The 12408-nt window shown below is 48.7% G+C and carries 11 protein-coding genes; 8 read left to right on the top strand and 3 right to left on the bottom strand.

Translation table 11 applies throughout. The annotated features are described in order from the left end of the window. Window positions 1-2: 2 nt before the first annotated feature. A complete protein-coding gene (locus QXU03_03820) occupies window positions 3-755 on the bottom strand; it encodes a GtrA family protein (protein MEM2170868.1) in 753 nt (250 codons plus the stop codon). A gap of 281 nt (window positions 756-1036) precedes the next feature. On the opposite strand from QXU03_03820, the gene QXU03_03815 reads away from it, so the two are divergent. After that, window positions 1037-1714: a dolichol kinase gene (locus tag QXU03_03815; GenBank protein ID MEM2170867.1), complete on the top strand. Its 678-nt coding sequence runs from the start codon at window positions 1037-1039 to the stop codon at window positions 1712-1714. Window positions 1715-1718: 4 nt separating this feature from the next. Next, entirely contained in the window at window positions 1719-2384 is a 666-nt protein-coding gene (udg, locus tag QXU03_03810) for a type-4 uracil-DNA glycosylase (GenBank protein MEM2170866.1), read from the top strand. Here the strand turns inward: udg and QXU03_03805 are convergent. After that, a complete protein-coding gene (locus QXU03_03805) occupies window positions 2368-4119 on the bottom strand; it encodes a hypothetical protein (protein ID MEM2170865.1) in 1752 nt (583 codons plus the stop codon). The genes udg and QXU03_03805 overlap by 17 nt on opposite strands. Window positions 4120-4477: 358 nt before the next feature. Here QXU03_03805 and QXU03_03800 point away from each other — a divergent pair, with 358 nt between their 5' ends. From QXU03_03800 to QXU03_03775, 6 genes are all read left to right on the top strand, one after another. Continuing rightward, on the top strand, window positions 4478-6295 hold the full coding sequence (locus tag QXU03_03800) for an ATP-dependent DNA ligase (protein ID MEM2170864.1): 1818 nt from the start codon (window positions 4478-4480) through the stop codon (window positions 6293-6295). 42 nt (window positions 6296-6337) lie between these two features. Then, window positions 6338-7105, top strand: coding sequence for an ATP/GTP-binding protein (locus tag QXU03_03795; GenBank protein MEM2170863.1), 768 nt, complete (start codon window positions 6338-6340; stop codon window positions 7103-7105). Between the two features lie 87 nt (window positions 7106-7192). Then, window positions 7193-8875, top strand: a complete 1683-nt coding sequence (locus QXU03_03790; protein ID MEM2170862.1) for a DUF2070 family protein — start codon at window positions 7193-7195, stop codon at window positions 8873-8875. A gap of 64 nt (window positions 8876-8939) precedes the next feature. Next, window positions 8940-9545, top strand: a complete 606-nt coding sequence (locus tag QXU03_03785; GenBank protein MEM2170861.1) for a TATA-box-binding protein — start codon at window positions 8940-8942, stop codon at window positions 9543-9545. 66 nt (window positions 9546-9611) lie between these two features. Continuing rightward, entirely contained in the window at window positions 9612-10112 is a 501-nt protein-coding gene (locus QXU03_03780) for a hypothetical protein (protein ID MEM2170860.1), read from the top strand. Between the two features lie 28 nt (window positions 10113-10140). After that, window positions 10141-11037, top strand: coding sequence for a dual specificity protein phosphatase family protein (locus QXU03_03775; protein MEM2170859.1), 897 nt, complete (start codon window positions 10141-10143; stop codon window positions 11035-11037). 338 nt (window positions 11038-11375) lie between these two features. On the opposite strand, the gene QXU03_03770 is transcribed toward QXU03_03775, so the two are convergent. Beyond that, window positions 11376-12398 carry a DUF5305 family protein gene (locus tag QXU03_03770; protein MEM2170858.1) on the bottom strand — a complete coding sequence of 341 codons (1023 nt, stop codon included), beginning with the start codon at window positions 12396-12398 and terminating at the stop codon, window positions 11376-11378. Window positions 12399-12408 lie beyond the last annotated feature (10 nt).

Here is a 12408-nt window from a genome sequence, read left to right as displayed (position 1 = left end):
TTTCAGCGGGCTTCAAGCCTATGCCTGCTCCACGTATACAAGTAGCCCAATATAAAGTTTATAATGAAGCCTACAATGATGCCTACTAGCTGAGCAAGCCAAAACGGCATTTTAAGCACCGCTGGAAGGGCCGTGGCCATCAGTACCTGTGAAAGCCAGCTAGTAGCGCTCGCAACGTGGTATTTAACGAGCCTTTCCAACACTTTACGGAAAGCCCTCTCAAGCCCTGTACCTCTGAACGTTAAGAGCTCATGAAGTGTAAAATTCGATAAAACACTCGCTTCAAATCCCGCAGTAGACGCTACTGGGTTAGCGGTATAGCCTAAAAGCCCAATCAACGCGGAATGCGCTAGGGTAGCCGTTGCGAGGTTCACGGGTATACCTGACATACCTATGAGTACGTATATCGCCACGCGGTAAGGCTCCGAGAGGGGCAGAGCTAGAGACCTGGGCAACTTATAGGAGTAAACCCTGTACCAGTCCTCGTTACTCAGCTTCACCATGGTAACGTTATCCACGTCACCCCCTCCTACACAACCTAACACTGCTAGGTTATTTCTATAGCCCAATACACGTATACCAAGCACCTTCAAGACGAGCTTATTGAACCACCGGATTCTGGTGGTTATAAGGGTGGGTTTTTTCAAGTCCTTTGCCGAGAGCTTATCTCGGAGTAGTGTAAACCACGGCTCTGGTGCACAAAGCCTCAATGAATCTCCGAGATCCCTACAAACCATGCCACTCAAGTAAACCACGCTAGCTCAGCACCTCCATATAGTTTTCCCACCGGGCTCTATAATACCTAGTCGCTTACAAGGGCCGACGCCAGTGCAACGGGTAGGCTGGCCCGATGCCCTTGGCTACTACTTCAGCGACGTCTACGAAAGAATACTATAATGCTTAACATCATCTTGTTTATGATGCTCGCGGCTGAATTCATCTCTTTGACGGGTTTAAGTAGCATTTTGCCGTTCAGACAATAAAGGTTTTTAACTTTGATGTTCCTTAGTTACTGTCGACATTATGGTGCCATACATTGCTACTTCCAGACGACCTGCTCAAAGAAACCTTGTGGGCCTTCGTACTATTCACTTGCATAATGCTCGTATTGATGTTCACCAAGGTTCTTTACAAATACATGGTGAAGAGGAATCTTAAGGTCAACGTAGCAATATACTACAACAGAAAGCTCATACATGTGTTAGCCGGCGGCGTCACAGCCTTCTTAGTGCCTTACGTTTTCACCTCTCCACTAATACCAACGGTGTTCGCCTTAACTATAGCTGCAATACTGTACGTTCCTCACAGGAGGAAGAACGTAATGGAGTGGTTTCAGGTATCGGATAACGCGTACGAAGTGAATTTCTGCGTTGCATGGGGCCTTTCACTATTAGCACTATGGTTAATTACTGGTAATCCCCGCTACGCAATCATACCGCCTCTCTTCATGTCTATAGGTGACGCTGTAACAGGTATCATTAGGAACAGCGTGTACGGTAGGAGAACGAAGTCCTGGCTTGGAAACCTCGGCATGCTCGCCGTTACCGTCCCCATAGGACTACACTACGCCGGTATACCTGGTATAGTAGCGGCAGCTGCTTCAACAGTAGTAGAGCACTTCGAGATCCCGCCATTTCTTGACGACAACGTGCTGATAGCACTAACATCTGTGCTAGTACTCACTCTATTTAGGGGGTACTGGACAATACTATAGAAACGTGGAGTGCAAGGCGGGGCCGTTGGAAGCTCGAAGTGAGTGGGCCAGGCTTGAAAGTGAAATCTTGAATTGCACTAGATGCAGATTACACACTTCTAGGCGCAAAGCTGTACCGGGCGAAGGTAATGTGTCTTCACAAGTGGTGTTCATCGGTGAGGCCCCGGGTGAAAAGGAAGACGAGGCTGGAAGGCCATTCGTAGGCCCGGCAGGCAAGTTGCTTACAGAGCTCATTGAGTTGATCGGGTTTAAGCGCGAAGACTTTTACATCACTAACGTAATCAAGTGTAGGCCTCCCGGTAATAGGGAGCCTCAAGACGACGAGATCGAGGCGTGCTTACCGTACTTGATTAGGCAACTACAGTTAATTAAGCCCAAGCTTATAGTAGCCCTTGGAAGACATGCAGGGAGAACGTTGTTTAGGCTAACCGGGCTGAAGTGGACTAGTATAACCGCCAGCCACGGACACGTGTTCCACGGTAAAATAGCTGGCCTGAGTGTAAAGGTAGTCCCGACGTACCATCCAGCCTCTGCACTATATAACCCCTCGTTGAAGAAGACACTTGAAGAAGACTTTAAGAAATCCATTAAGCCTGCAATAGAAGAAGCCTTAAGCCTATCCCCGAAGAGGCATTACAAGACGCTATTCGACTTTATGCACCACCGGTAAACCTTCTTTTAACGGAGATGCCCACTAGCAGGGTCCCACCAGCGATGAGAACCACCCCAATTGCCAGGGCAACTTCCCTGTCTATGTAGGTAACCGGTGTGGACGATGGCTTGGAAGCAGCCCATTGGATAGCCCGAGCCGTTAACGCGTAAATGGCTGCTTTGGAAAGCATACCGTACAATAGCGCTATTATAGTACTTGGCTCTTCACCGAGTTCTAGGTATGTTTGCGCAAGGTCTATTACTAGTAACGGCTCTACGGGGGTGAACCCCGCTAAGCTGGAAGTCCAGGCAAGGACGAGTTTAGCGAGATTCAGGACCGCAGAAGCATCGTCCATTGTAGCGTTACGTGCGAACGCCGTTAACCCGATCTCCGAAGAGTAGAGCGTACTGGATAACCAGTGCAGTTGCACTAACATGGCCAAGTACTCTCCCGTGGAAGAGTTGCTGGAGATCGTCATACCGTCTACTAGCAGGGTACCCATGCCCATATAAGTTAAATAGTCTCTGAGAGTGTTCCAGTAATCCCTGATATACGGAAGGGACGCCTCGAGGATACCCACATCTACGGGCTTACTGGTTATGTTAAGTAGTTTACTTACATTAAGCCACGCAACTGCGGAATTGGACCTTGCTAGTGCTGTAGCGCATTTACCTATCTCTCCCCCCTCCCACTTCTCGAGTAGAATAGCCGTTTCGTACGCCCTCATGTAGGCTGCCGATAACGCATCCAGTTTCCCTAGGTCGACGTAACCCTGTTTAACCTGAGCACTTAGCTCGTTCTCCACTTCGAGCATTACTCTATCAGCTTCTTCTAGGGCGTTTTTAACAGCCTCTTCGACCTCGTTTCCGGCACCTTCACCCCTGAATAGCGTATGGTTTATCCAGGAGGAATACGCCTGCACTAGTGCACGGAACGCGATTGAAGATGCCGCGTAGTACTTGTTTTTGCTACTCATGTTCTTCGCGAGATTTAGTAGCTGCAATGACCTCTCGAAGTAGCCGTCTTTCCAGTTAATACTCTCAATTCTCGAAAGGACCATTTCAGTGGTTTCTAGTAGTGATTTGTAAGGCTCCAGGAATGCTTGTTGAAATGCCTCCGTGTATTTTTCAAGCACGTGGAGATCTCCGCCTAGTTGCCCGCCCAGAGCCCTGTACGCGTCGTATACTGTGTATACTGGTACGACCGGCGCGTAGAGGTTAGTGGCATTGGCATTTTTTACTTGAAACGCCTGCCCGTAGACCTTGAGCCCCTCCTCGCTGGCGGCCCGTAGCTTTTCTTCGAACCCGCTCACAACCCCCACGATACCCCCGGGGCCGATAATGCCGGTAGCTGTATAGTCCCTCGGACACGCATTATGGCTGAAGAAGTCCACTAGAAACATGTAGAAAGCTAGTGTTGCACTAAGCCCCTTAACGCTAGTTTCCACGCTCAGTTTGTAATTGCAACACTTGTAATCAGTTCCTGTGATCATGGAAGCGTAGATGAGGGCTAGTTTAAACGAGGTAGCAGTGTCTTCTTCAACTTTATCATACTGAATATCGCCGAACCCGGGCTCTTCCACTCTCAGTTCGAACTTTATTACTATACCCTTCTTGCTTTCATCAACTGCTAGTAGCCTTAAACTACACGAGTAAACCGTCTGCGAGTTTACGGGTACCTGGATAAATGTCCCGGCCAGTACGAGTACTAGTAGAATGATGGGCCCGGTTTTCCGGGAAGAGCGCGTCAGCATAACTCTGAAAAATCACCTCTCATTCCTGCCGGGTTATCATCACCACTAGCGGAAAGGGGTATCAACGACTCTCCGCCCAGCTCTCTTCAATCTCCGGGCCCCTTCCCGTGATCTGCCGCGAGCCCCAAGAGCCCGGGTTCACCGGTAAAGTGTATACTTGAAGGCTTATAAGCTTTAATAGGCTGTGCAAGTGCACGGCAAGCGTGTATACGATGACCTCGAGAACGCTGGAACCCGAGGAAACTACAATTAGAGGGCATTAAAGCATCGCTTATCACCAGGTGATACTGGCAGTTCTTTCGCTTAATAGGCGTCTTGTTTAAATAGAGTAGTGGAGGTTAGAACACTCATGTCTGACATGCCCTTAAAACCTCTCGCTGAAACGATTGATAGGCTTGAGCTTGTTAGTGCGAGAACTCAAATGGTGGCATTACTCGTAAACCTCTTTAAGAGCGTTCCACCCGACATAATTAACACAGTGGTTTACCTGGTTCAAGGGGTTCTCTGGCCTGACTGGAAGGGCATGCCAGAACTAGGTGTTGGGGAAAAGATGCTGATCAAAGCGATAGGACTAGCCTGCAACGTCCCGGAGAAGGAGGTGGAACAGCTCGTTAAAAGCACCGGCGACCTCGGCAAGGCTGTTGAAGCCCTGAAACAAAGAGCTCAGTCAAGGCAGACGGGGTTAACACTCTTCGCGTTCACGCAGAAAGCACCTACCGAGCTAACGGTGTTAACGACCTACAATACACTTGTAAAAATAGCTACCGTGCAAGGAGAGGGTAGTAAGGATTTGAAGACAAGACTTACAGCAAGCTTATTGAAAGACGCATCGCCTAAAGAAGCGAAGTTCCTCGTAAGGTTTATTGAAGGTCGGCTGAGGGTAGGCGTCGGAGACGCGACGATAATGGATGCACTAGCGTCTACGTATGGCGGGGGGGCAAACGCAAGGCCTATTATTGAACGGGCTTACAACCTAAGAGCGGACCTCGGCGAAGTGGCCAAAATACTGGCTACTCAGGGGCTCGAAGCGCTTAAAAATATTAAACCAGAAGTGGGAGTGCCTATAAGACCCATGCTCGCTGAGAGACTGAGCGATCCGCATGAAATACTGTCAAATGCAGGCGGTAGTGCGTTTGTCGAATATAAGTACGACGGTGAGAGAGCACAAATACACAAGAAAGGTGATAGGGTCTGGATCTACTCCAGGAGACTAGAAAACATTACTCACCGGTATCCCGACGTCGTTCAGAGGGTTATTGAAAGAGTGAAAGCCGAAGAGGTCATAGCGGAGGGGGAAATCGTAGCATACAACCCCGAAACAGGCGAGCTACTACCCTTCCAGGAATTAATGCACAGAAAGAGAAAACACGACATACACGTAACCGTAAAGGAATACCCCGTTAAGGTCTTCCTCTTCGACTTGCTATACCTTAACGGTAAAGATTACACCGTTAAGCCCCTACCTGAGAGAAGAATTGCCCTTGAAAGCATCATTGAGGAATCAGAGGACTTTGTCGTGGCGAAGTACATCAAGACGGACTCCCCTGAAGAGCTCGAAAAGTTCTTCCTGCAAGCAATTAGCGAAGGAGCTGAAGGAGTCATGGTTAAGGCAATACACAAGGACTCAATATACCAGGCGGGTGCAAGAGGCTGGTTGTGGATAAAGTACAAGCGCGACTATAAGAGCGAAATGGCCGATACCGTAGACCTGGTAGTCGTGGGTGCATTTCACGGCAAGGGTAAGCGGGGTGGAAAGTTCGGTGCGCTATTAATGGCGGCTTACGATCCCGAAAAAGACGTGTTCGAGACGGTTTGCAAAGTCGGATCAGGCTTTAAAGACGAAGACCTTGATAGATTGCCAGAACTGCTCAAACCCTATATGAGGGATAGAAAGCACCCAAGGGTTGTCGCTGAGATGGAACCCGACGTATGGGTCGAACCCGTCCTGGTAGCGGAGATCATCGGTGCCGAGCTAACGCTCTCCCCCATACACACGTGCGCTAGAGGGGTAATAGAGTCTAACGCCGGTATATCGATAAGGTTTCCACGGTTCATAAGGTGGAGGCCCGATAAAAGACCCGAAGACGCCACTACAAGCCGAGAGCTCGTAGAGATGTACAAGAGGCAGTTGAGAAAGATCGCGGTTGAGGCGCCTGAATCTGGGAGTGAAGTTTAACCGCATAAACTACAGCCAGCCCTGTACCGAGAGGTGTACTACGTGCCAGCGGTGAACGTGGTCTTCGTCGGCCCCGCGGGATCCGGGAAAACCAGCCTCGTCAGGGCTTACTCCGAGTGGACTAGGCAGAACTTACTTTTACGCGTTGCGCCCGTAAACCTCGATCCAGGCGCAGAGGAGCTCGGATACGAGCCCGTGTTCGACGTCCGGAGTATGTTCACGCTAAGAAGCATCATGGAGAGGTATGGGCTTGGACCGAACGGAGCGTTTATAAAGGCGTCGGAGCTCATTGCTGAAAGAGCAGATGAAATAGCTTCAAGACCACCATTCTCTGAGCCCTGGAAATGGGATATGGTTCTAGTTGACACACCAGGCCAGATGGAGGCATTTCTATTTAGGCCTTCGAGTAGTATTTTTCTGAGAAAGCTAAGCAGCCTCGGCAACACGGTTATAGTATACATAATCGACGCGTCTGCCATCGAGAAAGTCACCGATGCCGTTTTCCTGTGGTTTCTCTATGTGCTAGTACAGATGAAGACCGGGCTCATAGTTGTACCGGTCATAAGTAAGAAGGACATAGCCAGAAACTTAGAACTGGTTAGGCTTCTCGTCGAAGACCCCTCGAAGCTTGTGCACGAGGCCAAGGACGAGGGATTCGCGCTTGACATTCTCCCCGACCTCATAGGGATAGCCACTAAAACCCGAGGCCCCCTAAGAGCCGTACTGGTGTCATCGAGGGAAGTCGATGGAATGGAGCATCTTCACGCTCTTTTACACGAAGCTTTTTGCGCCTGTGGTGATTTAACGTGAATAATGGCTTAAAGCGTATACGTATTTATAGGCTAGGTATTTAGTAGCAATATCCACGGCAGTACACTGCCCGACAGCGTGGTGTTAGTGCGGAATAGCAATGAAATCTACAAGCCAAAAACAGTTATTAGCAGGTATTACACGATACTCTTTACCCTGCCTAGATGGCAGTACCTGGCAGCAACGTTCATAGCTTTAGGCGCCGTGCTAGTAGCCTCTATGCGTGAGGGATCATACCCGCTTTTAATAAGCTCTTTCGCGACTTACGCAATTCTAGAAGTATATGCCAGGCTGTGCAGGAGAACTGTCTTCTACAAGGTCAAAAGGCGCATTGGACTTGCTCTAGCCGTACTAGTATATTCCGCCGTCTTTGCGGCTATTACGAGGCACAGCATGGTATCGGTTATATCCTCAACCGCGGTGGTAGCGGTGATCGTCTTCGGGCTCGACGGCACAAGCGCCTCCAGGATCCCTCTTATCGTAGCGCCGCAAACGGTAACGCTGGTGGCAATGCGCTTCTTGGGCTATTACGGTGGGAACGAGATTTTAACAGGGCTACTTGTAGCCCTCATATTGGTACTCATAAACCTATCAATGTACATGTTCATGTCTAGGCGGAGAGTAAATGGCTGTGCACTTTCAGAGCTCGGCATGCTGTTCCTCAGAAACTGGCTTGACAAGAAAACAGAGATAGAACTGGCGTTTGAAGAGCTGGGCGAGTACCAGTACGTGAACCCGCGTATAATAGAGTTCGGAGACCTCGCGGTAGTTTACACAGACGTACATTACGGCCCATTTTCAAACATAGGTAGTAGTAGGCTACCAGAACTGCTTTCCAAGACCTTCAAGAGGCTGGGATTTAGGGACGTTATAGCCCTTCACGGGCTTGGATCGCACGATAGGAATATCGTTTCCTCGAAACAAGTTAGTGAATACATTGAATACCTAACTAAGACGTACCTCGGTGACGAGAAGACCCAGCTCCTATATCACGGCGCATTCAGCATACGAGATGACGAGTGGCTAGTCCTGGGAATAGTGTTCGATAAACTCTCCATTTTAGTGGTTTCAAGGCCTTATAAGGGCATAGACGATTTACCCTACGCCGTGCAAGTGGACTACGAAATTAAGGCTAAGAGCGTCGGGCTCGGGGATGTGGTCATAATAGATGCCCATAACTGGGAATTACAAGAAGAACCTAGCTTAGAGAAACTCGACATCGTTCTCGAGAAGTCCCTTGCAGAAATCGCGAGATTGAAGTCAAAGAAGCCCGTGGAGGTTTACTACAAGTACAAGTGCTTTGAGGCCCCTGCACCAGGGGTTGTAAACGGAGATGCATGTATTCTGTGCATTACGGGTGAAAACCGTGAAGAGGCGTGCCTGATTTACTTGAGGGGTAATAACGTAAAACCGAACGTCAGGGACGTCCTACTGAGAGAAGCGAGTGCCCTCGAAACCGAGCTCATAGAGGTATTAACTAATGACGAGCACAGCGAGACCGGTACGCGTGCTTACATAGCTTACATCCCAGTACACGAAAGCCCGGAACTAGTAGAGGCAGTTAGACGAGCGTCTGAGGCGCTGAGGAAAGCCCCCTACCGGAAATCGGCATGGCTCTATACGTGCCGCTTGAACTTGAAGCTCATGGGTAGAAGCGTGCATGAGATCAAGAAGCGATTGGGTATTAGTGTCAGAGAGGCAGCAATACTGCTACTCGCTTACGTGTTTCTGACCCCGGTAGTTTTAATGCTTGTATTGCGCTTACTTTAAATTCCTTATAAACCCCTATTCTCTAGTTACAATTGAGATTTTTGTTTTTAAGAGGGGTCACTCTTTGGGCATTTCACCCCCAAAGTGGAGTTATAGAATAGAGAATATTGTTGCAACCGTGATACTAGAGCACGATATAGACATAGACCTCCTCGAGGCCGAGTTACCGAACCACGTTTATAAACCAGAGCAGTTTCCCGGCGTCATTTTCAGGCTAGATAAACCGAGGGCAACTGCACTGGTGTTCAGGTCCGGTAAGATGGTTGTAACCGGGACTAAGAGCATTGCGCAGCTAATCGAAGCCGTTAAAAGAATCATTAAAACGATTGACAAGATCCTAAAGAAGCACAGTAGCGGTGTCTACGGAAAGCCCAGAGTACAGGTTCAGAACATAGTGGCTGGAGGGGACCTCCACTCGTACGTGAACCTCGAAAAGGCCGCATATTACCTCGAAGACTGCATGTATGAGCCGGAGCAGTTTCCCGGCCTAATACACAGGATGAGGGACCCGAGGGTTGTTCTCTTGATTTTCAGTAGTGGTAAAATGGTCATTACAGGTGCGAAGGAGGAATCCGAGGTGGAAAAGGCGGTTAGGCAAATAGCCGAGAAGCTCTGGGAAACGGGGTGCATTGTCGGTTCACGCGAAGAAGAGGTCGAGGAAGTGGAATAAGCTTTTTCAAACCCTAGCCTAAATGCACACATATATTACCCTATAACTACCTCTTCCTTATTAGTGATGAGGCGGGCAGCCTCTAGGACCATGAAGTGGAATGAAGAACTCTATGCTCAGTCTGAGACCCCAATGGTACCCGGGCTCATAGTTGCTCTCGACTTGGACGAGTTCGGGGAATACGTTAAATCCAGGGGACTGGACCCCTACAGACCCAATGTCGTGAGCGGCGAGTTAACGAGGCTGATCGAGGAATTCGCCTGGAAACATCGCGGAGTAGTGGTGTTCGGTTTAAGCCCCGAGAGGGGTACTGAAGAGGCCTTAATAGAGATACCTTATAGCTTAGAGGTGTTGGAAAGCGTTGTAAAGGACCTTGAAGGCATCAAAGCTAGGGTAGAAGAACACGGTGTCACTCTTTCAGCGGTGGTGTTGCTGGATTACGTGCCTGGCAGGCCCGCGAGGAGCCGGAGAGAGGCTTATCACGGTACGCCGGGGAGGAGACGTGCTTGGAAAGCACTTCGCTGTCTTAAGAGAAGAGGTGGCAGTAAAATACTCGTTCTAGCATGAGAATGGCTAGTGGCGTGGTGGTGATCTAGTGTACACGTGGATCATCGAAGGAAAACTCGCGCAGGCGCCCCTACCAAGTAGGTCTACGTTTAAACAGCTAATGGAGGCGTTTACAGGCATAATAGTTCTCCCTACATGGCGCGAGCTTCCGGTGCTGTACATAGATCACCTGAAGGAGGCCGGGTTGGATGTCCTACATATACCTACACCGGACAACTACCCGGTGGAGCTGTTAGATGTTCTAAGAGCATCCTTATTCATAGAGAAGCACGTAAGTAGAGGTGGGGCCGTCCTAGTACACTGTTATGGAGGGATAGGGAGAAGCGGGCAGGTAACAGCGGGTTACCTCATTTACAAAGGCTACGGGGTTTACGAGGCACTTTTACACGTAAGAAGTAAGGTTCCGGGTTCTGTAGAAAACCAGTGGCAACTACAATTACTCGAAGACTACTATATGTTGACGAGTAGCGTTGACCGTCTTTTACTAAGTAGGTTTGTAGAGGTTGTAGAAGAGCTTAGTGAAACTGATGGTGTATCATACAAGCATTTATCTAAAGTACTGCAGTTCACCATAGAGCTGTACAATGGACTTGGTCTGAACAACGTAGACGTGAGGAGGGAGCTGTACGCATCAATGCTACATGCTCATAGGGATAACGTAATAAAGCTCCTTAAAGAGAAAACGGGGCTAGCAATGGAAAGTAGTGAAGGTTTAGTAGACTTTTCGCACTCCTTGGACTACAAAATGGACTCAAAGGTAGTAGTACTGCACACAAGAACCTTGGACAAGCCCGAAATAACACTTCTCTGCAGTGAACCATGCGAGGACACCGTTAACGTCGCAGAAGGCAACTCGGCGAAATTAACCGCGCTACTCGGAGTAAAGCCTGTACTGAGCTGGGGCATATACTCGGACTACATCTAGGGAGATGCTCATTAGTGTGAATGACTCTAGTAGACGCCTTATATCTTCTTCTAGGTAGCCTAAGCAAATAGTGGAGTAAGACCCGTAGAGCGTGGATATTGTTCACACGGCGTTCTCGGCGAACTACCTATCTATGTTACCGTGTACCCGTATCAGCGAGTCCGGAATAGTTACCATTAATTCACGGAGTTTAAACTAGCCATACACCATGGTTTAAGCCCCGCTAGTACGCTTCCCCCCTGTGACCAGCCGGGAGGTCGGTATCGCCCTTTATAATAATGAGAGTTGCTGTAATGGAGAATTCCTCACTTAAGGGAAAGGAGAGGCAATTTGAATTTCTAGCTTTTTTCTTCGTGCTCATATATGTAGATGACATCTTCGTCGAGCACGTAGAACGAGTGCTTATTGTCCGTCTTTAAGTACATAATAGGCTTAACAACGCTCTCGGAGATCTTCGCGAGCTCATCCAGGCTCTTAACCTTTACAACTTTACCGGATACGTCCCCGGAGATCTCGCTTGTTTCAACTATTAACGACTTATACTTACGAGCCGACCTCAAAGTGCTGCTTTTCCTAACCTTGTACAAGTGAGCAACACTTATCCCCGCTAAAGTAGCTGTAAAGGCGGAGGTTGCAACCAAGAACACTATAGATACCTGCCTGAGGAGGCGGGTACTTACGCTAATGAAGCCCACGTGTACTGCGGTTTCACGGGCTTCAGTGCTTTTCTGGGCATTAGTATTGCTAAACTCTCTTTGGGAGAATTCAATGGTTTTTCCTACAAGGTCTAAGTTCATTTGAAGCGAGAAAGGAAAGTTAGTGGTTCTAGTTACGCCGGCTAAGGTGAAGGTAGTCTTAGCGACACAGTTTATAATGATAGTGTACTTGGAGCTGGGTAAGTCCACCGCTTGCGAAATATTTTTAGCAAGAGACAGTATTAGGGGTATGTCTAGCTCCACCACGTACTTAACTACGTTTTCCCGCGACCCGATGGTCGCGGAACTCATCTTTCTACTCCACACCTGCGGATGGCTCAGTAGCACTTCCACGTCCAAAGTGTTACTGATTTCCGTTGCCGGGGGTTTGGAATCGAACACGTAGGCTATACTCACAGCAACCTTATCCACGAGTTTTAGGAACACCTTATCCGGGTTCGTCAGCGTGCTGTCCTCGTACAGTATGCTTGGATAGAGCGTAACGATGTAGTCGAACACCCCCTTACTGGTATACTCGTAGAGCGTACTTTCATGTACTTTCTCTAGTGGCAACTGGTAAGCATACACCACCATGAATATCGACGATACCAATATGAATAAAACTACTCCTATCAATATTTTGTTGTAAAATATGCCCCTGAACACTATTACACCG

The organism is Desulfurococcaceae archaeon (genome assembly GCA_038845865.1).
GTDB lineage: Archaea > Thermoproteota > Thermoprotei_A > Sulfolobales > Desulfurococcaceae > UBA285.
The sequence above is the reverse complement of the archived record's forward strand: the minus strand, read 5'-3'. Positions and strand labels throughout refer to the sequence as shown.

Excerpts from the sequence above, each read along its gene's own strand:
- QXU03_03805 (MEM2170865.1), bottom strand. The coding sequence starts at position 4,119 with ATGCTGACGCGCTCTTCCCGGAAAACCGGGCCCATCATTCTACTAGTA.
- QXU03_03800 (MEM2170864.1), top strand. The coding sequence starts at position 4,478 with ATGCCCTTAAAACCTCTCGCTGAAACGATTGATAGGCTTGAGCTTGTT.
- QXU03_03780 (MEM2170860.1), top strand. The coding sequence starts at position 9,612 with ATGAGGCGGGCAGCCTCTAGGACCATGAAGTGGAATGAAGAACTCTAT.